Origin of the sequence: Azospirillum formosense, from assembly GCF_040500525.1 — a bacterium.
GTDB classification, from domain to species: Bacteria; Pseudomonadota; Alphaproteobacteria; order Azospirillales; family Azospirillaceae; genus Azospirillum; species Azospirillum formosense_A.
Map to the genome: position 1 here is coordinate 1,571,187 of NZ_CP159402.1, position 24,421 is coordinate 1,595,607.

The 24,421-nt window shown below is 70.2% G+C and carries 26 protein-coding genes; 14 read left to right on the plus strand and 12 right to left on the minus strand.

Features of this window, described 5'->3' with window-relative positions; all coding sequences use genetic code 11:
* Positions 1–129 precede the first annotated feature (129 nt).
* The 4 genes from ftsH to ABVN73_RS07500 all read left to right on the plus strand — a co-directional run bounded on the left by ftsH (position 130) and on the right by ABVN73_RS07500 (position 5,268).
* Entirely contained in the window at positions 130–1,908 is a 1,779-nt protein-coding gene (gene ftsH, locus ABVN73_RS07485) for an ATP-dependent zinc metalloprotease FtsH (RefSeq protein ID WP_353857466.1), read from the plus strand.
* A gap of 147 nt (positions 1,909–2,055) precedes the next feature.
* Positions 2,056–2,829, plus strand: coding sequence for a transporter substrate-binding domain-containing protein (locus ABVN73_RS07490; protein ID WP_353857467.1), 774 nt, complete (start codon positions 2,056–2,058; stop codon positions 2,827–2,829).
* Positions 2,826–4,400 (plus strand): SpoIIE family protein phosphatase, encoded by a 1,575-nt coding sequence (locus tag ABVN73_RS07495; protein WP_353857468.1) that lies wholly within the window; start codon positions 2,826–2,828, stop codon positions 4,398–4,400. The genes ABVN73_RS07490 and ABVN73_RS07495 overlap by 4 nt, the downstream gene beginning before the upstream one ends.
* Before the next feature lie 139 nt (positions 4,401–4,539).
* Positions 4,540–5,268, plus strand: coding sequence for a response regulator transcription factor (locus ABVN73_RS07500; protein WP_353857469.1), 729 nt, complete (start codon positions 4,540–4,542; stop codon positions 5,266–5,268).
* Positions 5,269–5,274: 6 nt separating this feature from the next.
* Here ABVN73_RS07500 and ABVN73_RS07505 read toward each other — a convergent pair whose 3' ends face one another.
* The 4 genes from ABVN73_RS07505 to ABVN73_RS07520 form a co-directional block, all read right to left on the minus strand.
* Positions 5,275–6,324, minus strand: coding sequence for an ATP-binding protein (locus ABVN73_RS07505; protein ID WP_353857470.1), 1,050 nt, complete (start codon positions 6,322–6,324; stop codon positions 5,275–5,277).
* The gene (locus tag ABVN73_RS07510) at positions 6,321–6,737 is read right to left on the minus strand and encodes a DUF1987 domain-containing protein (protein ID WP_353857471.1); all 417 of its coding nucleotides are present in this window, start codon (positions 6,735–6,737) and stop codon (positions 6,321–6,323) included. The genes ABVN73_RS07505 and ABVN73_RS07510 overlap by 4 nt, the downstream gene beginning before the upstream one ends.
* 8 nt (positions 6,738–6,745) lie before the next feature.
* Entirely contained in the window at positions 6,746–7,309 is a 564-nt protein-coding gene (locus ABVN73_RS07515; RefSeq protein WP_353857472.1) for a SiaB family protein kinase, read from the minus strand.
* 159 nt (positions 7,310–7,468) lie between these two features.
* The gene (locus ABVN73_RS07520; protein WP_353857473.1) at positions 7,469–9,244 is read right to left on the minus strand and encodes a DUF3369 domain-containing protein; all 1,776 of its coding nucleotides are present in this window, start codon (positions 9,242–9,244) and stop codon (positions 7,469–7,471) included.
* Positions 9,245–9,538: 294 nt separating this feature from the next.
* Here ABVN73_RS07520 and ABVN73_RS07525 point away from each other — a divergent pair, with 294 nt between their 5' ends.
* The 5 genes from ABVN73_RS07525 (at position 9,539) to sugE (ending at position 12,453) form a co-directional block, all read left to right on the plus strand.
* The gene (locus tag ABVN73_RS07525) at positions 9,539–10,618 is read left to right on the plus strand and encodes a hypothetical protein (protein WP_353857474.1); all 1,080 of its coding nucleotides are present in this window, start codon (positions 9,539–9,541) and stop codon (positions 10,616–10,618) included.
* Between the two features lie 19 nt (positions 10,619–10,637).
* Positions 10,638–11,210, plus strand: coding sequence for a hypothetical protein (locus ABVN73_RS07530; protein ID WP_353857475.1), 573 nt, complete (start codon positions 10,638–10,640; stop codon positions 11,208–11,210).
* Positions 11,207–11,752 carry a hypothetical protein gene (locus ABVN73_RS07535; RefSeq protein WP_353857476.1) on the plus strand — a complete coding sequence of 182 codons (546 nt, stop codon included), beginning with the start codon at positions 11,207–11,209 and terminating at the stop codon, positions 11,750–11,752. The genes ABVN73_RS07530 and ABVN73_RS07535 overlap by 4 nt, the downstream gene beginning before the upstream one ends.
* A gap of 83 nt (positions 11,753–11,835) precedes the next feature.
* Entirely contained in the window at positions 11,836–12,009 is a 174-nt protein-coding gene (locus ABVN73_RS07540) for a hypothetical protein (RefSeq protein ID WP_353857477.1), read from the plus strand.
* Positions 12,010–12,135: 126 nt separating this feature from the next.
* Positions 12,136–12,453 carry a quaternary ammonium compound efflux SMR transporter SugE gene (sugE, locus tag ABVN73_RS07545; RefSeq protein WP_174441782.1) on the plus strand — a complete coding sequence of 106 codons (318 nt, stop codon included), beginning with the start codon at positions 12,136–12,138 and terminating at the stop codon, positions 12,451–12,453.
* A gap of 13 nt (positions 12,454–12,466) precedes the next feature.
* On the opposite strand, the gene ABVN73_RS07550 is transcribed toward sugE, so the two are convergent.
* From ABVN73_RS07550 to murA, 4 genes are all read right to left on the minus strand, one after another.
* Positions 12,467–13,498, minus strand: coding sequence for an SDR family oxidoreductase (locus ABVN73_RS07550; protein WP_353857478.1), 1,032 nt, complete (start codon positions 13,496–13,498; stop codon positions 12,467–12,469).
* A gap of 85 nt (positions 13,499–13,583) precedes the next feature.
* Positions 13,584–14,003 carry an OsmC family protein gene (locus tag ABVN73_RS07555; RefSeq protein WP_353857479.1) on the minus strand — a complete coding sequence of 140 codons (420 nt, stop codon included), beginning with the start codon at positions 14,001–14,003 and terminating at the stop codon, positions 13,584–13,586.
* 13 nt (positions 14,004–14,016) lie between these two features.
* On the minus strand, positions 14,017–14,481 hold the full coding sequence (locus tag ABVN73_RS07560) for a DUF2948 family protein (protein ID WP_353857480.1): 465 nt from the start codon (positions 14,479–14,481) through the stop codon (positions 14,017–14,019).
* 56 nt (positions 14,482–14,537) lie between these two features.
* Positions 14,538–15,842, minus strand: a complete 1,305-nt coding sequence (gene murA, locus ABVN73_RS07565; RefSeq protein WP_353857481.1) for a UDP-N-acetylglucosamine 1-carboxyvinyltransferase — start codon at positions 15,840–15,842, stop codon at positions 14,538–14,540.
* Positions 15,843–16,074: 232 nt separating this feature from the next.
* Here murA and ABVN73_RS07570 point away from each other — a divergent pair, with 232 nt between their 5' ends.
* Positions 16,075–16,542, plus strand: a complete 468-nt coding sequence (locus ABVN73_RS07570; RefSeq protein WP_353857482.1) for a GNAT family N-acetyltransferase — start codon at positions 16,075–16,077, stop codon at positions 16,540–16,542.
* On the opposite strand, the gene ABVN73_RS07575 is transcribed toward ABVN73_RS07570, so the two are convergent.
* The 4 genes from ABVN73_RS07575 to ABVN73_RS07590 form a co-directional block, all read right to left on the minus strand.
* Positions 16,511–17,440, minus strand: coding sequence for an EamA family transporter (locus ABVN73_RS07575; RefSeq protein ID WP_353857483.1), 930 nt, complete (start codon positions 17,438–17,440; stop codon positions 16,511–16,513). The genes ABVN73_RS07570 and ABVN73_RS07575 overlap by 32 nt on opposite strands.
* Before the next feature lie 93 nt (positions 17,441–17,533).
* Positions 17,534–17,695: a hypothetical protein gene (locus tag ABVN73_RS07580; RefSeq protein WP_353857484.1), complete on the minus strand. Its 162-nt coding sequence runs from the start codon at positions 17,693–17,695 to the stop codon at positions 17,534–17,536.
* Positions 17,692–19,659, minus strand: a complete 1,968-nt coding sequence (asnB, locus tag ABVN73_RS07585) for an asparagine synthase (glutamine-hydrolyzing) (protein ID WP_353857485.1) — start codon at positions 19,657–19,659, stop codon at positions 17,692–17,694. The genes ABVN73_RS07580 and asnB overlap by 4 nt, the downstream gene beginning before the upstream one ends.
* Positions 19,660–19,674: 15 nt before the next feature.
* Positions 19,675–20,013: a hypothetical protein gene (locus tag ABVN73_RS07590; RefSeq protein ID WP_014240524.1), complete on the minus strand. Its 339-nt coding sequence runs from the start codon at positions 20,011–20,013 to the stop codon at positions 19,675–19,677.
* Positions 20,014–20,201: 188 nt separating this feature from the next.
* Between ABVN73_RS07590 and ABVN73_RS07595 the strand changes: the two genes are divergently transcribed.
* The 4 genes from ABVN73_RS07595 to ABVN73_RS07610 are packed head-to-tail and all read left to right on the plus strand — an operon-like array spanning position 20,202 to position 24,364.
* Positions 20,202–21,185, plus strand: coding sequence for an SDR family NAD(P)-dependent oxidoreductase (locus tag ABVN73_RS07595; protein WP_353857486.1), 984 nt, complete (start codon positions 20,202–20,204; stop codon positions 21,183–21,185).
* A 10-nt stretch (positions 21,186–21,195) separates the two neighbouring features.
* Entirely contained in the window at positions 21,196–22,386 is a 1,191-nt protein-coding gene (locus ABVN73_RS07600) for a glycosyltransferase family 4 protein (protein ID WP_353857487.1), read from the plus strand.
* A complete protein-coding gene (locus ABVN73_RS07605) occupies positions 22,383–23,411 on the plus strand; it encodes a glycosyltransferase family 4 protein (protein WP_353857488.1) in 1,029 nt (342 codons plus the stop codon). The genes ABVN73_RS07600 and ABVN73_RS07605 overlap by 4 nt, the downstream gene beginning before the upstream one ends.
* Positions 23,411–24,364 carry an NAD-dependent epimerase/dehydratase family protein gene (locus tag ABVN73_RS07610; protein ID WP_353857489.1) on the plus strand — a complete coding sequence of 318 codons (954 nt, stop codon included), beginning with the start codon at positions 23,411–23,413 and terminating at the stop codon, positions 24,362–24,364. Before ABVN73_RS07605 ends, ABVN73_RS07610 begins: the two co-directional genes overlap by 1 nt.
* Positions 24,365–24,421: the final 57 nt, after the last annotated feature.

Consider the following 24,421-nt stretch of genomic DNA (forward strand, 5'->3'; position numbering starts at 1 on the left):
CGTTAACCCTCTCGTCACTTGTATGTCAAAGAATAGTCCTGGACCGAATGCGGTTGATGCCGGGCGGTGGCGCCTTCATCAATGAAGGCAATGTGCCGGAAACGGTTTTCGCTGCCTTCGTAGGACGCCATGCCGCCGATCCCGAAAAAGTACCTGATCGCCCTCGCCGTTGTTGCTGCGCTTCTGCTTGGCTGGTTCGCCTTCGCGGCCTGGACCGACTACGCGCGCGACGGCGCCGAGGAGATCGCGACCTACAGCGACTTGGTGGCGGCGGCCGAACGGGGGGACATCGCCTCGGTCACCTTCCGCGGTGACGGGGCGCACGCCGTCACTCCGGACGGCCAGCGGCTGCGCGCCGTCGTTCCGGTCACCGACGACCTGCTGAAGGAACTGCGCGGGCGCAAGATCGCCATCGCCTTCGAGGAGGACGCCGGCGGGCTGGTCTCCGGCACCGTCTCCGTTCTGGAGAAGCTGGCGCCCTTCCTGGTGATCGGCCTGCTGGTCGGCGCGCTCCTGCTCAGCGGCGGGCAGTTCCTCGGCGGCAGCCGGGCCACCCGCGTCCGCCCGAGCGACACCGGCACCGTCTTCGCCGACGTCGCCGGGGTGGACGAGGCGAAGGACGAGCTTCGCGAAACCGTCGAGTTCCTGCGCGACCCGCGCCGCTTCGCTATGGCCGGCGCCCGCGTGCCCAAGGGCATCCTGCTGGTCGGCCCGCCGGGCACCGGCAAGACGATGCTGGCGAAGGCCGCGGCCGGCGAGGCCGGGGTGCCCTTCTTCACCGTCTCCGGCTCCGATTTCGTGGAGATGTTCGTCGGGCTGGGCGCCGCGCGGGTGCGCAGCGTCTTCAAGACGGCGCGGGCCGCCGCCCCCTGCCTGCTGTTCATCGACGAGGTCGACGCCCTGGCCGGCAAGCGCGGCGAATCCAATTCCCACTCGGAGCGGGAGCAGACGCTGAACCAGCTCCTGGTCGAAATGGACGGCATCGTCAACAGCGGTGAGGTGGTGGTGATCGCCGCGACCAACCGCGCCGAGATGCTGGACCCCGCCGTGACCCGGCCAGGCCGTTTCGACCGCCACATCCACGTCGCTCTGCCCGACGTGGCCGGGCGCGAGGCCATCCTGGGCGTCCATGCGGGCCGGCTGCGCCTCGCCCCCGACGTCTGCGTCCGCACGGTGGCGCGGGGCACGCCCGGCTTCTCGGGCGCGGAGCTGGCCAACCTGACCAACGAGGCCGCCCTGTCTGCCGCGCGCAACGGGCGGGTCATCGTCGGCATGGCCGATTTCGAGGCGGCGAAGGACCGCGTCCTGATGGGCAACGAGCGGCGCAGCCTCGCCTTGTCCGGCCATGAACGGCGCCTGACCGCCTACCACGAGGCCGGCCACGCGCTGGTCTCCATCCGCTGCCCGGAGGCCGATCCCATCCACAAGGCCACGATCATCCCGCGCGGCCGCGCGCTGGGCATGGTCGTCCGGCTGCCGGAAGGGGACCGCGTGTCGGTGTCGCGCGCCAAGCTGCTCGCCGACATCGCCGTCGCCATGGCCGGGCGCGCGGCGGAGGATCTGGTCTTCGGCCCGGACGCCGTCACGACCGGGGCCGAGGCCGACTTCCGCGCCGCCACCGACCTCGCCCGCCGCATGGTCACCGCCTGGGGCATGAGCGACGCCATCGGCTATGTCGCCCACGCCGGCAACGACCCCGCCGTGGTGCGCTCGGAACGCACCGCCTGGCGCATCGACGAGGAGGTCCGCCGCATCACCGACGAGGGGATGGAGCGCGCCCGCCGCATCCTGGCCACCGACCGCGCCGCGCTGGAGCGGATCACCGCCGCCCTGCTGGAGCGCGAGACTCTGAGCGGCGACGAGATCGGCGCGCTGGCGGCCGAGGAGCGGGAAACCGAAGCGGCCTGATGGTAAAAATCTTCTTTCACATTCAACGACAAAGATTGCTGCATACGCGCATACATTGGTAAAATGCCGTAGAATTTCCGCACGGTCGTGCGATCAGCATCGGGGCTGAGGATGGCAGACGCGGTTGCCCGCCGAACGATACTGGCTTTGGCGCTCGCCGGACTGGCGGCGGGCGGCCTGCCCTCGTCCGGCCGTGCTGCGGCGGCCGATTTCACGACCACCCCGCCGGCCGTCCCGGTGACCGTCAAGGTCGGCGCCTACGAGTTCCCCCCCTATGTCACCGAATCCGGCGGCGGCGTCACCCAGGCGCTGCTCGACCTGCTGAACGCGGAGCAGACCGACTTCCGATTCGAACTGGTCCGCACCTCTCCCCAGCGGCGCTACGAGGACATGGAGCGGGGCCGCTTCGACCTGATCGCCTTCGAAAGCCTCGCCTGGGGCTGGAAGGGGCGCCCCGTGGACGCCTCGCGGGTGTTTCTGCACGACGCGGAGGTGTTCGTCGCCAAGGCCGGCCCGGGCATGGACCAGAGCTATTTCGACCGGCTGGACGACAAGACGGTCCTGGGTCGGCTCGGCTACCATTACGCCTTCGCCGGCATGAGCGCCGACCCGGAGGTCCTGGAGAAGCGCTTCAACACCCGGCTGACCGTCACGCATGAGGGCAACGTGCGCAGCGTCGCCGCCGGGCGGGCCGCGCTGGCCATCGTCACCCGCTCCTTCCTGGCGAGATTCCTCAAGGCCAACCCCGACATGGCACCGCAACTCCTGGTGTCCGAGCGCACCGACCAGATCTACGAGCACACCATCCTGGTCCGCCGCGACGGCCCGGTCGGCATCGCCTGGGTCAACGGCACCCTCGACCGGCTGGAGCGCAGCGGCGCGCTTCCGGCTCTGTGGACCCGTCAGGGGATCGCCCCGTGACCGAATTGCGCGCCCTCGCCGTCGGTCGGCGTGACCGCTCGCTGCTGACCCGCATCGGCAGCATCATCCTGGTCACCGCCGCCGCCGTGGGGGTGGTCGCCGTGGCCGTGTCGGCCAACATCGTGGAGCACCAGCAGTTCTCGGCGCTGACCAAGCGGGCGCAGCTGGTCGCCGCCATGCAGACGGACGCGCTGGCCAACCCGATCTGGGAAATCGACGACCGCGCCGTCCGCAACATCATCGATTCGCTGCGCGAGCGCGACCCGGCCATCCTCGCCGTCTCCGTCTTCGAGCCGGGGCACAGCGAGCCGATGGCGGTGTCCGGCAACCCCAGGACCTCCGCCGACTCCACCACCATCGAAAAGGTCATCGACCTGCGGGGGCGCGACGGGGTGACCCGGCAGGTGGGAACGCTGCGCCTGCTCTACTCGACCGAGGAGGTCCACCGCAACACGCTGGAGGCGCTGCTGCCGGTGGTCGGACTGCTGCTGCTGTCCCTGGTCACCGCCATCGCCATCATCAGCGTCATGCTGAACCGCGTCGTCCTCGGCCCGCTGCGGCGGCTGACCCAGGCGGCCCAGGCGGTCTCCCGCGGCGATTACAGCGCCCGCCTCGCCACCGAGCGGGAGGATGAGATCGGCGTCCTGACCACGACCTTCAACCGCATGGCCGAAACGGTCCAGGACTACACCCAGACCCTGGAATCCCGCGTCCAGGAGCGGACCGAGGCGCTGGCCGACATCAACCGCCGCATCATGGACAGCATCAACTACGCCCAGCTGATCCAGTCCTCGATCCTGCCCAAACCCGAAGTTCTGGAAGGCGGGCTGGCCGAGCATTTCGTCCTGTGGCGGCCGCGCGACGTGGTCAGCGGCGATTTCTACTATTACCGCGAGGTCGAGGACGGATTCCTCATCGGCGTCGCCGACTGCACAGGGCACGGCGTGCCCGGCGCCTTCATGACCATGACGGCCAGCGCGGTGCTGAACAACGTGGTGGACGGCATGGGCGCCGCCGATCCCGCGGCGCTGCTCGCCACGGTGGACGAGAAGGTGCGCGCGGCCCTGCACCAGGACGGCGACGCGGCAAGCTGGGAGGGCGGCTTCGACAACGGGCTGGACCTGGCGCTGTGCTACGTCCAGCCGGCGCGGCGGCGGCTCGTCTATGCCGGTGCCCGCCTGCCCCTGGCCATCGCCGGCCCGGACGGGTTGACCGAGATCCGCGCCGACCGCCGCAGCCTTGGCTACCGCGCGTCCGGCCCCACCCCGGCCTTCACGAATCACAGCCTGGACCTGCAGCCCGGCCAGACCTTCTACATCTGCACCGACGGGCTGACCGACCAGTGCGGCGGGGAGCGCGGGCGGAGCTTCGGCAAGCGACGGCTGCACGGCGTGGTCGAGGAATGCCGCGCGCTGCCGCTCGACGGGCAGAAGGAGCGCATCGAGTCCAGCCTGTCCGGGTTCCAGGGCGACCGCCCGCAGCGCGACGACATCACCATGGTCGGCTTCCGCGTCCGGCTGGCCGGCGACCCGGCGGACCCGACGCGGAACACCCTGTGGGAAATCGCGTAACTAACCCTTGAGAGGATTGCGTGATCGTGCAGCAAGGGGGGCCTCATGGGGCGAAGTCGCTCGACCTACAATTCGAATTCATATAGTTTCCGCGCCGGCCCTATGAACAATAAGCACCGGTAACGGGGGAGCAGAGGGGATGGCGGCCGTTACGATCGTTGTCGTCGAGGACGAAGCGTCTCTGCGACGTGACATGATCGAGTATCTGCGCAGTTGCGGCTTCGATGCGGTCGGGGCGAAGAATGGGCGCGAACTGGACGAACAAATCGCCACACGCCCGGTGTCCTTGGTTGTTCTGGACGTCAATCTTCCAGGCGAGGATGGATTCAAGATCGCTACACGTCTGCGCGAGAATCCCGCCATCGGAATCATCATGGTGACTGCCCGCGGCTCCACCGTCGACCGGGTGGTCGGGCTGGAGCTGGGAGCCGACGCCTATCTGGTGAAGCCCGTCGAAATGCGCGAGCTGGAGGCCCAGGCGAAAGCCCTGCTCCGCCGTCTGGAGACCAGCAGCAGCGCCGCCGCCCCGTCCCAGCAACCCTCCAGCCAGCCCGCGGCTGACGAGGCCAGCTGGGTTCTGGACGCCACCGCCTGGGCGCTGACCAGCCCGGCGGGCGTACGGGTCAGCCTGACGAGCATGGAAATGAAGCTGGTCTCGCTGCTGGCCGGTCAGGCCCGCCAGCCGGCGACTCGCGACCAGATTTCGGTCGCGCTCTACAACCGCCGTTGGAACCCCGACGACCGCTCGATCGACACGGTCGTCGGGCGGCTGCGCCACAAGGTGGAAAACGCCATCGGCGAAACCGCCCCGGTCAAATCGGTCCACGGCGTCGGCTACGTGTTTTCCGCCCCCGTCCGGGTGATCTGAGGCCGCTCAGGCGGCTGGGTCGTCCGGGGGCGTGTTCTTCGGAAAGGTCAGGACGAAGCGCGTTCCGCGTCCCGGCGCGCTGTCCACCACGATCGTCCCCTTCAGAGCCCCGGCCGCCAGATTGTGCACGATGTGCAGGCCGAGCCCGCTGCCCCCCTCGCCGCGCCGGGTGGTGAAGAAGGGGTCGAAGATCCGGGGCAGATGGTCGGCCGGGATGCCGCGGCCGTTGTCGGTGTAGACCAGCCGGACGGTGCCGGGCTCCGGCTCGTCCACCGCGATCGACAGGACGCCGCCCTGCCCCTCCGTGCCCTGCGCGTCGACGAAGGCGTGGGTGACGGAATTCATCACGAGGTTGGTCAGGATCTGCGACAGCGCGCCCGGATAGCTGTCGACCACCAGCCCATCCGGACAGGACACCCCGATGCTGTGCCGGCCCTGGCGCAGCTTCGGCTCCAGGCTGACCAGCGTTTCCTGGATGTAGCGGTTGAGGTTCACCGCCCGCCGCTCGGCGCTGGCCCGGTCGACCGCCACCTGCTTGAAGCTGGCGATCAGCTTGGCCGCCCGCTCGCAATTGGTCAGGATCAGCGCCGCGGTGTCCGTCGCCGTGGCCAGATAGCGGGAAAAATCCGCCTTGCTCAGTTCCCCGGACTGGGCGCGCCGGCGCAGCCCGGCGGTGGCGTCCGACAGATGCGACGCGCAGGACACGGCGATGCCCACGGGCGTGTTGATCTCATGCGCCACCCCGGCCACCAGGGCACCCAGGGAGGCCAGCTTCTCGGCGCGGACCATCGCCTCCTGCGCCTCGCGCAGGTCGGCCAGCGCGGTTTCCGCCTCCTGCCGCCGGCGCTCCAGCTCCTGGTTGGCCGAGCCGAGCTGCGCCTGCAGCCGGTCGCTGACCCGGACCAGCCGGCGCTGCTCGCGCGTGCTGCGCTGGAACGCCTCCACCAGCGCCTCGAAGTCGGCGCGCAGTTCGGGCGCGGCGGTGCCCAGCCTCTCCCCCAGAAGGCGGGCCCGCTCGATGGCCTGCTCCTCAGCGGCGAAGAGGTTGAAGGTCATGACGCCCCGTCTGCGGGAATCTGTTTCAGCGTGAAGGCGACGTGCTCCAGGTCCTCGGCGAAATCCTCGCCCAGCTCCTGCATCGACTCGTCGTTTTCCTCGTAGCACCAGGTGACGGAGATGCTGCGCCCGTCGCCGGCCGCCGTCTCCAGCATCTGGAAGATGTTCATCAGGGCCTTCGCGCTGGAGCTGTTGAAATACAGCAGTTCCATGTCGAAGCGGATGGGGTGGCCGCCGGCTTCGGCAAGGAAGGCGCGGAGGGCTGCGAAGATCGGGCCGAAGAAGGTCGCGACGTCGTCGGGATAGGACTCGCCGCTCAGGCGGAGAACGCCCTGGGCGAAGTCGAAATCGACTTCGGGCGTCCGGCCCGTTGCGGGTATTTTCAGGGATTCCATGGTCGTCCGGATGTCCACAGCCGCTCTCAGATCCGAGCTTTGAGGCAGAAGAAGCTCTTGCCGTCGTCCAAGTCGAGGAAGTCGTACTCGATGGGTTCGCTGGCACGCCGCGCGATCTCGATCAGCCCGATGTTCGCACCGCGCGCGCCCTCTTCCGGGGTCTCGCGCAACTGCTCCCGGTAATAGGTCTTGATCGCGTCCTTGTCCAAGCCCTTGAGATACTCCAACCGGTCGCGCAGGCGCGGCACGTCGGCGTTGTACACGGTGTTGCCGCAGACGATGAACACCTTCCCGCCTTCCATGCCGATGGTGACCATCCCGGCGCTGAGCTCGACCGGCTTCTCGCGCGCGCCGGTCACCTTCTCGGCGGAATAGCGGATGATGTTCTGCATCTGCTCGACGAAGACGGCGAAGACCCGGCGGACCGTCGGGCCGTCGGTTTCCTCCAGCGTCATCTTTTCACGCAACGCCTCGCCCAAGGAATAGAGTATCCCCTCGGAGAGATAGCCGCTGAACGAGAAGATGATGCCTTTCTCGTCAAGGTCCCGTTTGATCCCGGCATATTGCTGAGCGAGCATAATGGAGTCCACGGCTCTTCCGTTGGATTGCGAAAAGGCCACCCGCCGCGTCTGAAGGGTCCGGACCGGTTTCCGGAGATCGCGTCGGCCTTGTTATGAGCACGTTACATTTCCGTCCGCCGCGCTGGAAGGATTATTGGGGGAGGACGGCGACGGACCGGCCTTGCGCGATCAGCCTTTCACGGGAAGGCGGACGCGGAAGAGGCTTCCCTGCCCGACCGTGCTTTCGGCGCTGATCGAACCGCCGTGCAGCAGGATGATCTGCCGCACGGTGTTCAGCCCGATGCCGGTTCCCGGCACGCCCGCCGATCCGGTCCCCCGGTAATGCCGCTCGAACAGCAGGGGCAGTTCATGCTGCGGGATGCCGCGCCCCTGGTCGGCCACCTCGACCACCGCCATGCCGCCGTCGCTCCGGCCGCGCACGGTGATGCGGCAGTCGCCGTCCGAGTATTTGAAGGCGTTGTTCAGCAGGTTGCTGAACAGCATGCCCAGCAGATGCCCGTCGGCCATCACCACCGGCGGCAAGCCGTCGAGGTCCAGATGGAAGTCGCAGCCGGTGTAGGCGGTGCGGAAGGGTTCCGTCACCGACCGCAGCAGCGCCCGCAGGTCGACCTCGCCCCGCTGCACCCGCAGCGTTCCGGCCTGCAGCCGCTCGTCGGTCAGATGCGTGTCGATCAGACCGGTCAGGCGCTGGACGCTGCTGCGGATGACGCGCAGCCGTTCCAGCGAGTCCGGGGTTTCGCGCTCCGCCCGCAGCGTCAGCATCTGGGCGGCGCTGTCGATGATGGCCAGCGGCGTGCGGAACTCGTGGCTGACCATGGTGACGAACTGGCGCTGCTGCTCGCGGGCGACCAGCTCCGCCTCAAGCGCCCGCTCCACCCGCTCCTTGGCGGCGACCAGGGCGGCCTGGTTGGCGGCCAGCTCGGCCGTCCGCTCGCTGACGCGCCGTTCCAGCGACTGGTTCAGCGCCACCAGATCCTCGTACAGGCACACATTGTCGAAGCCGATGATGACACGGGCGCAGAACAGCTCCAGCAGCCGATGATCGTCTTCGCGATAGGGCTCGCTCCGCTCCAGCGCGAACACCGTCGTCCCATGCTCCCGCGTGCGGAAGGCCAGGATGCAGCGCGACGACCCGAAATTGCTCTGCTGCGTCTCGAAGGCAGCGATCACCTGGGCGGTGAGTTCGGGCTCCAGCGTGTCGGAGGCGGGCCGCCCGACGAACCGCGAGAAGCGGCCGGAGCCGGCGACCACGGTGGCCCGCGTCTTGCCGTCGCCGCGGTCCACCATGCGGCAGGCCAGCACGGCGCCGCCGCTGTGGTCGACGACCTTGCTGAGCTGGTCGACCAGTTCCTCCACCAGCGTGCGCATCGAACGGGTTTCGAACAGCGGGGCGGAGGCGGCGAGGATGCGTTCAAGTCCCTGGCGGTGCCGCTCGATGGTCACGATGTCGCGCCACGCCCGCAGCCCGCTGACCAGCGTGGTGAACAGGCGCTGGGCGGTGAGTTCGCTCTTGGCCTTGTAATCGTTGATGTCGTAGGCGACGACCACGTCCCGCTCCGGCGCCTGTCCGGGCTGGCCGGTGCGCAGGATGATGCGCATGCGGTGGTTGTTCAGATCCTCGCGGATGAAGCGGACCAGACGCAGGCCGGCGTCGTCGGTCTCCATCACCACGTCAAGCAGCGCCACCGGGATGTCCGGGCGGGTCAGAAGCAACGACCGGGCCGCCGCCGCGGAGAGCGCGCTGACCACCTCGAACGGACGGTCTTCGAACTCGAAATCGCGCAGCAGCACCTCGGTCATGGTGTGGACCTGGGGATCGTCGTCGACCACCAGAACGGGCCATGGGTCCGCCGGCCGGGCGTTGGCCGTGGAGTCGTCGGCGAAGCCGTCGTCAGGTCCGAACAACGGTTCGTCGTCCAGACCTTCGTCCATACCCTGGCCCATGCTCTCCTCCACGCATGACCTACCCAAATGGTTCCGCATCGACGGACAAGGAAGGCACCAAAGCGGTACGAGACCTAAGCCCACCCGTCCAGGGCTGTATCAAATTGTCACAAAACGCCATGCATAAGAGACAGCTGGCACGAATTTGGGCCGATTCTGCCCTTTGATGAATACCCAAGTATTACCGTAATCTTTTATACTCTCCGAAAATGAGGGAGCTGGCCCGCGTATGGACATGGATCTCAAGGGCAGAGACCTCGAAAGGGGGATACCTATGGCAGGGACCTGGACGGCATGACCTCAGATTGCACAGGCCTGAACGGTGCGCCCCTGGACGGTCCGGAGCCGGACGGTGCGCCGGCTGGCCGGTACGCGGCCTTCCGCCGGTTCCTGTCGCGCTTCGACCACCGTCCCGGCGCGGCGCGGGCCGCGGAGCGACCGCCCGGGCTGCCGGTGCGCGCCATGCTTCTCGGCCTGCTGTCCAGCCGGCGGCAGGCGCACACCCGCCGCCTGTGGGCGCGCTGGCTGGAGCCGGTGATGCTGCGCGATCCGGTCCTGCTGACGATCGCCGACCCGCTGCCCGGCTGCATCCGCGTGCTCGACACCGCCGGCTGGTGGCCCGCCCTGTCGCGGCGCATGGACGACCTGCCGGCCACCCTGCAGACCCGTCTGGACAACCGGCTGGCCGACGGCGCCCTGGATCGGGTGCTCGCCTCGCCGGAGATGGTGGACTGGGCGGAAACGCTCCGCGACCGCTCGCTGACCGTCCTGGACGCGCTGCGCACCGACCCCGCCGCGCTCGCCCTGTTCCTGGAGGAGGCCAACACCCACCGCATGCGCGCCGCCAGCGCCCTGGCGATCCCCGGCGGCGTCGTGGCGCTCCGGCCGCTGGACGGCGCGGACGTGGAAACATTGACCGCCGCGCTGCGCCTGTCCGACAGCTGGCGGGCGCTGGGCGGGCGGGCGCCGGACATGGAGATCGACGAGTTGCTGGCCTGCGTGCGCGGCGCGCTGGCCGACGACGGCATCCCGCCGGAGGCGATGGCCCTGTTCGCGGTGGCCGGTCTCTACACGCGCCGCGATCCCCTGCTCGGCGCGGCGCTGCGGGCGCTGCTGCCGTTGCCGCTGGTCGATTCCGCCGCCGCATGGCTGACGGCGCACAGCGAGGAGACGGATGGCGGCGTCTCGGACTTACCGTTGCCCGGCGGCGGCCCGGCGCACGGTTCGGACCGCGGGCTGCGGGACCTGTTCGAAGCCGCGCGGCGCTCCGGGCCGTCCCTGCCCACCGCGCCGGCCCAACGGCTGGCGTCCCCCCTCGCCGGGGCGATGAACGCCACCGGCGCACCGGGGGCGCGCTGGCCGGGCGCGCGCTGATGGTTCGGATGGTGACGCGATGAACATGGACACCTTCGCCCTGGCCGTGCTGGTCCTGTGCGTCGGCGCGCTCGGCCTGGCCGTGGTCTACGAGGCCTCGCGCCTGACCGCAACCGGCAGCCGCAAGGCGCTGCTGCGGCGGAAGCTGGAGGCCCAGGCCGCCGACCTCGCCGCCCTCGACCGCCGCATCGAGGACACCCGGGCCGAAAGCGCCGCAAGGCAGGAGGCCCTCGATCGCCTGACCGCCGAGCGCGGGCGTCTGACCGGGCTGATCGCGTCGGTCAAGGCTTCCAAGATCGCCCTGGTGCACGAGGTCGGCGACGCGCAGAGCGGCGCCCAGCGCTATGAGAGCGAACTGCGCACCCTCCCGGATTTCGCCCGGCTCGATCCCCGGCGCATGCTGTTCGCGCGGGCGATCTGGGATCGCCGGAACATCGCCCGCGTCTGGGCCGACACGCCGGACGCGGCGGCGGCGATGCTCCAGCGCGCCTTCAGCGCGCGCAACGGGGTGCTGTCCTCGCGGCCGGAAGCGATCCCGTTGATCCCGGCCGGAAGCGGGGCCAACGACAGCGCACGGCCGGTGTCCCCATGACGGCGATCATCCTCTACGCGTCGCTGCTGCTGCTGGCCGCCAGCGTCCTGGTGAACCGGATGGGCGAGCGTCGCGTCCGCGCGGCGCGCGGCGAGATCGCCACCGCCGAAAAGGACATCCGGACCATGGAGCAGCGCCTCCAGGAGGGCCGGAAGACCCTGGAGTCGGCGCGCGGAACGCTGGGCGGGCTGGAGGAGGCGCTGGCCGAGGCCAAGCGGCAGGCCGAAATCCTGGAACGGCAACTCGACGCGGCCCAGCAGGCGCCGATGGAACTCTTCCACGTTTTCGACCGCCTGGAGGCCCGGCCCGGAACCATCTGGGAGGTGACGGTGCGGCGCGCCCCGGACGCGCTCTACACCAGCGGCGCCATGGCCGCCTCCTGGCGCGACGGGCGGGCCTATCTGGTCGTCGCCGCCAACCAGAAGGAGGCGCTGGACCGCATCGCCCAGCGCTTCCCCCGCGTGAACGGCTACGAGATCGGGCCGGTCCTGACCTGCCGCCAGTTCCTGCCCAAGGACGCGACGGAGCGAAAGCGGGCCTGACCCGAGCTGTGAGGCCGGCCACAGCGTGGGGGAAACGCTGCGGCTAGAGTGGAGCGAACGACCCTTCCACCCTGGTGACCGCCATGACCCGCCACACCGCAACGCCCCCTCAATCCCCTTCCCCGCCGCAATCGTCCACGCGCGAGCGCCCGGCGCCCGGCCTCGCGTTCCTGCCCTTGGACGACCGCCGCTGCCCCCGCCGCGAGGTCGCCGTGCTGTGCGAGACCGACAGCGGCCACCGCTGGGACGGGGCTTGACCGGACCGCCCGCCTCCCTATATCCCGGTCGCCCTCCCGTGAGGACGACCTCACCACGGCGCGCCCGCTTCGGGCGTGGGGAGTTCGGCGGGGACGACCCTGCCTCCAATCCATCGGAGGTGTTTCATGTCCTGGGTCATCCTGTTCTTCGCCGGCCTCTTTGAAATCGGCTGGGCCGTCGGCCTGAAGCAGACGGAAGGTTTCACCCGCCCCATTCCCACCGCCCTGACCGTCGCGTCGATGGTCATCAGCCTCGCCCTGCTTGGGATGGCGCTGAAGTCGCTGCCGCTCGGCACCGCCTACGCCGTGTGGACCGGCATCGGGACGGTAGGCACCGTCGTTCTGGGCATCCTGCTTTACGGGGAATCCGCCGACATCCTGCGGCTCGGCTGCATCGCGCTGATCGTGGCGGGCATCCTCGGGCTGAAGCTGATCACGCCCTGACCCGTCGCCGCCATCAGGCGCGCTCCTTCCGCAGGGCCGCGCGCGCGGCATAGCCGATTCCCCCGACCACCGCGAGGCCGGCGAGGAAGGCGAAGCCGCGCGCCGCGGTTCCCGTCGTGCTCAGCGACAGGCGCTCCTCCTGACCGGTGAAGCGCCCGTGCGTGCGGTGAAGGCCGGGCACCGGCTCGAACAGGTTGTCGGGCCGGTCCGGTGCTTCCGCCTCCTCCGTTTCCTGTCCCTCGAAGGCGGTGAAGGCCACCCGGTAGTCGGCGTAGGCGGGAAGCGCCTGCGTGCCGAGGATCGCCTCGGCGGTGGTGAAGCCCAGCCAGTGCTCCCGCTTCGGGTCCGCCGCGGCCCGGACGATGGCGCGGCCGATGTCGTCCGGGTCGAAGATGGCGCCGACCGGCCGCGCCCGGCGCGGCATGTGGCTGCGCGCCCAGTCGAACTGCGGCGTGTTGACGGCCGGCAGATGGACCATGGTCACCTGCAGGCGGCTGCCGTCGTGGATCAGTTCGGAGCGCAGGCTGTCGATGAAGCCGCGGATGGCGCTCTTGGCCCCGCAATAGGCGGCCTGGAGCGGGATGGAGCGGTAGGCCAGCGCCGACGCGACCTGCAGGATGAGGCCGCGGTCGCGCGGCAGCATGCGGCGCAGCGCCGCCATCGTGCCGTGGACGGAGCCGAGATAGGTCACCTCGGTCACCCGCCGGACTTCCTCCGGCGTCAGGTCGCGGATGCGCCCGAACACCGTCACCATGGCGTTGTTGACCCAGACGTCGATGGGACCGAGCGCCCGCTCGGCCTCGGCGGCGGCGGCCTCCACCGCGTCGGCGTCGGCGACGTCGGCGGGCAGCACCAGCGCCGTGCCGCCGAGCCGCTCGATCTCCGCCGCCACGTCCTGCAGCGCGTCGCGGGAGCGCGCGATCAGCCCGACCGCCGCCCCCCATTCCCGCGCGAAGGCGAGCGCCGTCGCCCGCCCGACCCCGGCGGACGCTCCGGTGACGACGACGACGGGCCGGTTGCGGCCGGCGAGGGGGTTGATGGGCATGGCGGCGTGGCTCCGTGGGCTGGGACAAGCGTCGACGCTGTCCAAACCCGCGCGGAGCCCGCCGGTTCCGCTGGCGCCGCAGTCCTTACGGTGCCTCGACGATCTCGAAATCGTGGGTGATCGCGGCGGTGGCGCCCAGCATGATGGAGGCGGAGCAGTATTTCTCCGCCGACAGGGCGATGGCGCGCTCCACCTTCGCCGGGTCCAGGCCGCGCCCGGTGACAACGAAATGGACGTGGATCTTCGTGAAGACCTTGGGATCGGTCTCGGCGCGCTCGGCCTCGATCTCGGCCACGCAGCCGGTGACGGCCTGACGGCCCTTCTCGAGGATCATCACCACGTCGAAGCCGGTGCAGCCGCCCATGCCGATCAGCAGCATCTCCATGGGGCGGATGCCCAGGTTGCGCCCGCCCGCCTCCGGCGCGCCGTCCATGACCACGGCGTGGCCGCTGCCGGACTCGCCGACGAACATCCGCCCATCAACCCACTTCACCCGCGCCTTCATGGCGGTCTCCCGGTTATTGTTCGTCTTCCAATGGATGGCAGGGCTTGCAGCCGGTGGGCCATGGCTCGCCCAGATCCTCCACGAAGCAGGTCCAGGACGGGCTTTCCAGCCGGATGCAGGCGCCGCCGGCAAAATTCAGGACCAGGGCGCCGTCGGCCGCCTCGACGGAGAGCAGCTCCAGGATCTGCGCGCGGTTCTTCACGTCGAGGCCGCGCAGCTTCACGGCCTTCACCCCTTCGATCCGCACGCCGCAATTGACGCGCTCGAAGGGGGTCAGGTGGTCGTCGTCGGCGGAGGGGCCGGGGCGGCGCCTGTCGGCCGTCTCCCACTTGAAGCGGTTGGCCACCAGCACGAAGCGCGCCTCTTCGGGCAGGAAGCACATGTCGCCGATCGGCAGGATGGCGTCCTGCAGGCAGGCGGAGACGACTTTCAGATCCTCGGCATCCTGGGCGCGCAGGCGGATCGGCGTGGCGGACATGGGCATCCTCGTGGGCTTCCCTTCGCTGTGGACGGCTGGACGGGCGGAGGACGCCGTCAGTCGTCCTCCGCCCGGATGCGTTCGATGTCCGCGCCGCAGGCCGCCAGCTTGTCCTCCAGCCGCTCGTAGCCGCGGTCGAGGTGGTAGACGCGGTTGACCGTCGTCTCCCCTTCCGCCGCAAGACCGGCCAGGACCAGCGACACCGACGCGCGGAGATCCGTCGCCATAACGGGCGCGCCGGTCAAACGCTCCACACCCCGGACGAGGGCGGAGGAACCGTGCACCGTGATGCGGGCCCCCATGCGGGTCAGCTCGGGCGCGTGCATGAACCGATTCTCAAATATGGTCTCGGTGATCATGCCTGCACCCCTGGCCGTGCACATCAGGGCCATCATCTGGGCCTGAAGGTCGGTGGGGAAGCCGGGATAGGGCTCGGTCATCACGTCCACGCCGACCAGCTCGCCGTTGGCGCGGGACACCCGGATGCCCGTCTGGCCGTTGGTCTCGATCTCGGTGAACTCCACGCCCGCCGGGACCAGCGCCGTCACCGCCGCCTTGATCAGGTCCAGGCGGGTGTTCAGGATGTCCAGCGTGCCGCCGGTCATCGCCGCGGCCATGGCGTAGGTGCCGGTCTCGATGCGGTCCGGCACCACCATGTGGCGGGCGCCGTTCAGCCGGTCGACGCCGACGATGGTCAGGCGGTCCGTGCCGATGCCGGTGATCTTCGCGCCCATCTTGACGAGGCATTCGGCGAGGTCGGTGACCTCCGGCTCGCGGGCGGCGTTGACCAGGACGGTGGTGCCGCGGGCCAGCGTGGCGGCCATCAGCAGGTTCTCGGTGGCGCCCACCGACACCTTGGGGAACACATACTCCGCACCGCGCAGGCCGCCCTTCGGCGCCTTGGCGACGATGTAGCCGCCCTCGATGCGGATGTCGGCCCCCATGGCCTCCAGGCCCTTGATGTGGAGGTCCACCGGGCGCGCGCCGATGGCGCAGCCGCCGGGCAGCGACACCTTGGCCTCGCCGCAGCGGGCGAGCAGCGGGCCGAGCACCAGGACGCTCGCCCGCATCTTGCGAACGAGGTCGTAGGGGGCCGTGGTGTTGGTGATGTCGCGGGCGGTGAACTCCACCACGCGGCCGGCGCAATCCCCGCCCGCCCCGGCCATGTGGATGGCGACGCCGTGCTGGAGCAGCAGGTTGCACAGCGTGTTGATGTCCGCGAGGATCGGCAGGTTGGTGAGCGTCAGCGTCCCGTCGGTGAGGAGCGCCGCGGTCATCAGGGGCAGCGCCGCGTTCTTGGCGCCCCCGACCGTGATCGACCCGTGAAGGGGCTTGCCGCCGCGGATGCGGATCTTGTCCATGAAGCTGTCTTGTCCGGTCTGATGCTGTCGAAAAGGCCGAAGCCCGGCGGATTAGGCCATCTTGCGGGTCCGAAGGTCCGGCGACAGGCCCATCGTCGGCGGACTCCTCGGGTCTTACGGGGATTGAATCTGTCAGGCGTTGTAGCGGAGCATGCGGGCGCGCTCAAGGGAAGGAATTGAGGCTTTTTCTCATGGAAGCCCTTCTCGCGCCGCATTTGAAAGGACTGACCGCGTGACACAGGACAGCGCCCGGGACGGCATGATGGCCGGGCTGACCCTCTCCCTCTCCGGACGGCTCGACCCGGACGAGGTGAAGCAGATCCACGGCGAGCTGCGCGCCTTCAACGAGCGCTTCACCGCCCCCTACGACCTCCAGGAGATCATGATCACCGTCCGCGACGCGGACGGGGCGCTGATGGCCGGGCTGACCGGCTACACGAACTGGGAGTGGCTGTATGTGGACTATCTGTGGGTCCATGACGGACGGCGCAGCGGCGGGCTCGGCGCCCGCCTGCTCGCCGCGGCCGAGGAGGAGGCGGTGAAGCGCGGCTGCCGCTGGTCGCGCCTCTACACCTATGATTTCCAGGCGCCGGGCTTCTACCGCAAGCAGGGCTACGAGGTCTGGGCGGAGATGGAGGGCTACCCGCCCGGGCACACGCAGATCTGGCTCAGGAAGGCTCTGCGGCGGGACGGGGAATAGCCTGCACGGCGGACTCGTTGCGCTTCAGGAAGACGATCACCGCGCAGACCACCGCCATCCCGGCCAGTTGGGGCGGCTCGAAGGTTTCGCCCAGCAGAAGGAAGGCCGTCACCCCGGCGAAGACGGGATCGAGCATGCCGATCACCGTCGCCGGGAACGGCTCGATGGTCTTCAGCCCTTCCAGATAGAGCCAGTAGGGCGCCACCGTGCCGAACACGCCGATGAACAGCACGAAGCCCACCGTCTCCCAGGTCACCTCGACCGTGGCGTAATCAATGGCGGGGGTGGCGAGCAGCCAGAACAGCGCCGACAGGAAGAAGGGCCAGAAGGTCATCGACCAGCTGTCCAGCCCCCGCCGGTGGCCGTGGGCGCAACGGACGTTGTAGGCGGCGAAGCACACGGCGCAGAGCATCCCCACCGCCGCCCCAAGCGCGTTGCCCGACCACAGGGCCGGGTCGTAGGCGCCGACCAGCAGGAAACAGCCGGCGGCGTTGCCGGCCAGGATCAGCGCCACCGCCCGGTTCATCCGGTGGGTGCCGAGCAACAGCCCGGCGGCCACGATCAGCATGGGCGCGGTGTATTCCAGCATCAACGCCAGCGCCACGTTGGTCAGCGCGATGGCGTAGAAGAAGGTCAGGTTGACCAGCGTCAGCCATACCGCCAACTCACCCAGGAACGGCAGGTCCGCCCGCCGCACCCGGATCGGCCGGCCGAGCGCCAGCATGATCAGGGCCAGCACGGCGGCCGACACCATGGCGCGCGCCGCGATCATCACCAGCGGCGGCATGGAAGCGACGAACATCATCTTGGCCGCCGTCCCGGCCACGCCGAACAGCAGGGCGGAGGCGACGATGCAGCCATAGCCCCACAGGCGCCCCCGCGCCGACTCAACCACCATGGCCCCGCCCTGCCCCGTTCCGGATCGGCGGCAACGATACCGTGCGCGTGGAACCGGACCGATGCGGCAAATGCGTCACAGGCCTTGCGACGGTCAGCCCGGCTGGCCGTCCTTCTCCCGCCCGCGCGCCTGCTCCTTGCGCTTGCGCAGGTTCTCGCGCAGGCGGGCGGCGAGCCGGTCCTGCTTGTCGTCCTTTTTCGGCAAAACGGCGGGAGGCGGGGCGGGGGAAGTCTTGGTCGTCTCGTCGGTCGTCATGCGGCGCTCGCGGCAAGCGGGGCCGGGGCGGCGGCGCTGCCCCAGCGGCGGTTCCAGTCCTGGAACATCAGCACGCTCCAGAGCCGGTGCTGGTTGTTGCGGGTCCCGGCCAGATGCTCCGCCCAGCAGGCGCGGATCGGCGCGGGGTCGAAGAAGCCCTCCCGGCGCAGCCGCCCCTCGTCCAGCAGATCCTCCGCCCAGTCGCGCAGCGGGCCGCGCAGCCAGCCGTCCAGCGGAATGGCGAAGCCGGCCTTGGGCCGCTCCACCAGGGCCGGCGGGACATGGCGGTACAGGACTTGGCGCAGCAGCCACTTGCCCTTGCCGTCGCGCAGCTTCTGCGCCGGCGGCACGCGCCAAGCGAACTCCACCACCCGGTGGTCGAGCAGCGGCACGCGCGCCTCCAGCGACACGCCCATGCTGGCGCGGTCCACCTTGGCCAGGATGTCGTCCGGCAGGTAGGTGACGCTGTCGAGATGCTGCATGCGCTCGACGAAATCGGGGATACCCGCGGCCAGCCCGTCGTCCCAGGCCGGGCCATGCGGCTCCCGGCCGCCGTGGACCAGCGCGTCGGGGTCCTGCCACTGGCTGACCAGCCGGCGGTAGATGGCATCCGGTCCGGCGGCGTCCAGCACCCCGGCCAGCTTGTGCAGCTTGTCGCCGGTCTGGCGCGGGCGCCGCCCCTCGGGGATCAGCCCGGCCAGCGCGTCCCAGCCGGCGGGCCGGACGGCGCGGATCAGCCCGGCGGCGCCACGGCGCAGCCCGGCGGGCAGCGACGCCATGCGCCGCCACAGGGCGGGCGCCGTGAGATAGCGGTTGTAGCCGGCGAACAGCTCGTCCCCGCCGTCGCCGGACAGGGCCACGGTGACGGAGCGCCGGGTCATCTCCGACACCAGCAGCGTCGGGATCTGCGAGCTGTCGGCGAAGGGCTCGTCGTACCAGTCGGCCAGCTTGGGGATGACCTCCAGCGCGTGGCGGGGCTCCACCCGAAGCTCGGTGTGCTCGGTGCCGAGATGGCCGGCAACGGCGCGGGCGTGCACCGCCTCGTCGTAGCCGTCCTCACCGAAGCCAATGGTGAAGGTGCGCACCGGCCGCGCGCTCTGCGCCTGCATCAGCGCGACGACGGTGGAGCTGTCGATCCCGCCCGACAGGAAGGCGCCCAGCGGCACGTCGGCCATCATCTGCCGCCCGACCGCGTCCTTGAGCAGCGCTTCCAGCGCGTCCGCGGCCTCGGCATCGGACAGCGACAGCCGGTCGGCGATGCCGGCCCGCGCCGCCGCTCCGGCGTCCCAATAGACGGTGCGCTCCGGCTCGCGCCCGGGACGGACGGTCAGGATGCTGCCCGGCTCCAGCTTGCGGACGCCCTGGTAAATGCTGTGCGGCGCCGGGACGTAGCTGAAACGGAGATAGGCGGACAGCGCGTCGCGGTCGATTTCCGCCGCGAAGGCCGGGTGGGCGCGCAGCGCCTTGGGCTGGGAACCGAACAGCAGCGCCCCGCCCATCCGCGCCCAATAGAGCGGCTTCACCCCCAGATGGTCGCGCACCAAGAAGAGCGTGCGCTCGCGGCGGTCCCACAGGGCGAAGGCGAAGATTCCGACCAGACGGCGCACGGTGCGTTCGACGCCCCAGGCGGCGCAGCCCTCAAGCAGCACTTCGGTGTCCGAATGGCCGCGAAACCGGTGGCCGGCGGCTTCGAGTTCCGCCCGCAAATCCTGAAAATTGTAGATCTCGCCGTTGTAGGCGATGACCCAGCGCCCGTCGGCCGATTCCATCGGCTGGCGGCCGAGCGGCGACAGCTCGACGATGGCGAGCCGCCGGTGCCCGAGCGCGATCCCGGCCTCCCCATCGGCCCACACGCCGTCCCCGTCGGGGCCGCGGTGGGCGATGGTGTCGGCCATGCGCCGTGCCGTGGCCTCAAGCCCGGACTCGAGGGCCGGGCCGGCCAGGAAGCCGCAGATGCCGCACACGGCGCGCGCCCTCGCTCAGTGGTCGGAGCGGTGCAGGATGCTGTCGCGCAGGCCCGTCTCGTAGGCCATGCCCTCGGCGGTCACCACGCCGTAACCGGCGTCGCGGCGCAGCATGCCCTTGCGCTCGAGGATGGTCCAGACGGCCTCGTTGGTCAGGCCGGTGGCATCGCGCGAGGCGACGACGGCGCTGCCCAGATGGAAATGGTTGCCGTGGGCGTGCGGCAGGTTGGTGACCTGGAAAGCGCCCTCCTCGCCCTCGACCGGCTTCTGCTCCAGACGGGCGAGTTCCTGGAGGAGGGTCAGCGTCTTGAGCTGGAGCGGGTTGAGGTTCGCGGGATTCTTCTTCGGCGGCATGGCTGTCCGGCTCGGCAACGTGATTAAGGTTGCGGCAGTAGATCGGGTGCGCCCGGCGGCTGTCAAGCGGCGGGCGCTGTTTGCGGGCTGGCATCCGACCATCGGCTCGGGCATAAGACGGGCTGGAGGCGCGCGCATTCCTTTCATCCCTGGGTCTGGCCGGCGCGCGCCCGTCAAGGGTGGTGGATATGACGATCGTGGTCACCGGCGCGGCCGGTTTCATCGGCTCGCACGTCGCGGCGGCCTTGCTGGATCGCGGCGAGACGGTGTTGGGGATCGACAACCTCAACGACTACTATTCCGTGGCGTTGAAGGAAGCCCGGCTGGCCCGCCTCTCCGCCCGTCCCGGCTTCCGCTTCGTCAAGGCCGACGTGTCCGACCGCACCGCCGTCGAGGCGCTGGACCCCGATTTCGCCGACGTCACCGGCGTGGTCCATCTGGCCGCCCAGGCCGGCGTGCGCTATTCGCTGGAGAACCCGTACGCTTACGTCGACGCCAACGTCACCGGTCAGGTGGCGCTGTTGGAGGCGGCGCGGCGCATGCCGAAGCTGAAGCATTTCGTCTACGCCTCGACCTCCTCGGTCTACGGCGCCAACAAGAAGATGCCCTTCTCGGTCGAGGACCGCGTCGACTCCCCTATGTCCATCTACGCCGCGACCAAGAAGGCGGCGGAGATGATGACCTACGCCTACTGCCACCTCTACAAGTTCCCGGCGACCGGGCTGCGCTTCTTCACGGTCTACGGCCCCTGGGGGCGTCCGGACATGGCCGCGTACCTGTTCGCCGACGCGATCATGGCGGGCCGCCCGATCCGCGTCTTCAACGAAGGGCGGATGAAGCGGGACTTCACCTTCGTCGAGGACATCGCGGCGGGCGTGCTGGCGGCGCTGGACCATCCGGCGCGGCCGGACGGCAACGGCGCACCGCACGCCGTCTACAACCTCGGCAACAACCGGACCGAGGACCTGATGCGCTTCATCGGCATCATCGAGGAGTCGCTGGGCCGCGAGGCCGTGAAGGTCATGGAGCCGCTGCAGATGGGCGACGTGCCGGAGACCACCGCCGACATCGAGGTCAGCCGCCGCGACCTGGGCTACGAGCCGAAGACGCCGATCGACGTCGGCCTGCCCCGCTTCATCGCGTGGTACAAGGATTATCACGGCATTGCCTGAGGCCCGCCCCGTGAGCAGCAGACCCGCAAACGCCGGCCGCAAGCTGATCTATCTGGTGACGGAGGACTGGTATTTCTGGTCCCACCGCCTGCCCATGGCCCGCGCCGCCCGCGAGGCCGGGTTCGAGGTCGCCGTCGCCACCCGCGTCGACAAGCACGGCCTCCGCATCGAGGCTGAGGGCTTTCGCGTGCTGCCGCTGTCCTGGCAGCGGCGCAGCATCAACCCGGCGGGCGCGCTGTCCGCGGTGGCGGAGATCGCCGCGCTGTACCGACGGGAAGCCCCGGATCTGGTCCACCATGTCGCCATGAAACCGGTGCTGCTGGGCGGGCTGGCCGCAGGGCTGGCCGGGGTGCCGGCGGTGGTGAACGCGCTGACCGGGCTGGGTTCCGCCTTCCTGGGCACCGGCGGCCTGAAGTCCCGCATCGCCGGGGCCGTGGCCCGCCCGTTGCTGCGCACCGTGCTGAAGCGCCCGAACAGCCTGACCATCCTGCAGAACGAGGACGACCGCCAGACGCTGGTGGCCGCCGGACTGCTGCCCGACGAGCGGGCCTGGATCATCCGCGGCTCCGGCGTCGACACCGCCCATTATCAGGTTCTTCCCGAGCCGCCGGAGCCGCCGGTGACGGTCGGCTGCGTCGCCCGCCTGCTGGCCGACAAGGGCGTCGGCCCGCTGGTCGAGGCGCAGCAGACGCTGCGGGCCAAGGGGATGGACGTCCGGCTGCTCCTGGCCGGCACGCCCGATCCGGAGAACCCGACCTCCGTGACGCAGGCCGAACTGGATCGCTGGGCCGCCTTGCCCGGCGTCGAACTGCCCGGCCACAGCGCCGACGTGCGGCAGATCTGGGCGCGCTGCCACATCGCCGTGCTGGCCTCCCGCCGCGAGGGGCTGCCGAAGAGCCTGCTGGAGGCCGCGGCCTGCGGTCGGGCCATCGTCGCCACCGACGTGCCGGGCTGCCGGGAGGTGGCCCACGCCGGCGAGAACGCCCTGCTGGTCCCGCCCGACAACGCCGCGGCCCTGGCCGAGGCGCTGGAGGTTCTGGTGCGCGACGCCGCCCTGCGCCGGCGCTTCGGCGCCGCCAGCCGGCGTCTGGTCGAATCCGACATGGCGTCCGATCGGGTCGGCGCGAAGACGGTCGAACTGTACCATCGCCTGCTGCAATCCAGCCGAACCAACATGGCCCCGGTCGCGGAGGCATCATGACCAGCTCTCCGGCTCCGCTTCTCGCCCTCTGCCTCGCTCTTGGCGGCAGCTTCGCGCTGTCCTGGCTGCTCACCGGGCGGGTGCTCGCCTATTTGCGGCGCAAGGCGATCCTCGACCACCCGAACGACCGCTCCAGCCACTCCATCCCGACGCCGCGCGGCGGCGGTTGGGGCGTGATGCTCACCCTCATCCCCGCCTGGACGCTCATCGCCGTGACGGCGGACCATCCGCTGCGGGCGCTGCCGATCCTGGCCGGGACGGTCGCGCTGATGGCGGTGTCCTGGATGGACGACCGGCGCGGGCTGGGGCCGGCGCCGCGATTCCTCGCCCAGATCGCCGCGGTGGTCGCGGGGCTGACCGCGCTTCCCGGAGGTGCGCTTCCCGGAGACGGGCTGGTCTTCCAGGGCCTGCTGCCCTTCTGGGCGGACCGGCTGGTGGCCGCGATCGGCTGGCTGTGGTTCGTCAACCTGTTCAACTTCATGGACGGCATCGACGGGCTGGCCGGCGGCGAGGCGGCGTCCATCGGCGCCGGGCTGGCGCTGGTCGCCACGCTCGCCGCGCTCGACCCGGCGCTGGCGCTCTACGGGCTGGCCGCGGCGGGGGCGGCGCTGGGCTTCCTCGTGTGGAACTGGCACCCCGCCAAGCTCTTCATGGGCGACGTCGGCAGCGTGCCGCTGGGCTTCACGCTGGGCTGGCTGCTTCTGGTCCTGGCGGCCTCGGGGCTGTGGGTCGCGGCTCTGCTCATCCCAGCCTATTTCCTGGCCGACGCCACCATCACCCTGCTGCGCCGGCTGGCCGAGGGGAAGAAGGTCTGGCAAGCCCACCGCGAGCATTTCTATCAGAAGGCCACCCAGCGCGGGCGCAACCACGCCCAGGTGGTTCGGCTGGTCCTGGCGCTGAACGCCGCGCTGCTGCTGCTGGCCGTGGCGTCGCTGGCGCTCGGCTGGACGGTCTTGCCGGCGGGAGCGGTGGCCGTCGTGATGCTCTTGGCGCTGCTGGCGCGCCCTGTTCGGGCGGCGGCGTGATGCGCGTCCTGGTCACCGGGGCCACCGGTTTCGTCGCGCGGACGGTCATTCCCCTGCTGGTGGAGCGCGGGCACAGCGTGCGCGCCGTGGTCCGCCGTGCCGATATGCAGGTCCCGCGCGCCGCGGAGACCGTCACCATCGGCGATATCGGCCCGGCCACCGCCTGGGGCAACGCGCTCCAGGGCATGGACGCGGTGGTCCATCTGGCTGCCCGCGTCCACGTCATGCGCGACCGCGAGTCCGACCCGCTGGCGGCCTTCCGCCGCGTCAACACCGCCGGAACCCGCGTGCTCGCCGAGGCCGCCGCGGCGGCGGGCGTCAAGCGGATGGTCTATCTCAGCAGCGTCAAGGCGCTGGCCGACGAGAGCCGCCCGGAGGAGCTGAGCGAGGAGACGGAGCCCGACCCCCACTCCCCCTACGGCATCTCCAAGCTGGAGGCGGAGCGCGCCCTGGCCGAGATCTCCACCCGCACCGGGCTGGAGGTGGCGGTGATCCGTCCGCCGCTGGTCTACGGGCCCGGCGTGGGCGGCAACTTCCTGCGGCTGATGCAGGCGGTCGACCGTGGCATCCCCTTGCCGCTGGGCGCCCTGGAGAACCGGCGCAGCCTGATCTTCGTCGGCAATCTCGCCGACGCCATCCAGGAGTGCCTGACCCACCCGCAGGCGGCGGGCGGGCGGTTCCTGGTCCATGACGGGCGTCCCATGTCCACGGCGGAATTGGTGCGCGCCATCGCGGAGGCGCTTGGAAAGCCCGCCCGCCTTCTGCCCGTGCCGCCGTCCCTGCTGGCGCTCGCCGCGCGGCTGGCCCGGCGCGAGGCCATGCTCGACCGCGTCGCCGGCTCGCTGGTGATTGACGATGGGGCCATCCGCCGTGCCCTGAACTGGCGCCCGCCCTGCTACCCTGCGTATGGCTTGCGCCTGACCGCCGAATGGTTCAAAGCTGTGCGCGGCTGAACGGCCATCATGGCCGCGGGTTGCCCGAAAGGGAACGGCCCCGGCAAAGCGATATTC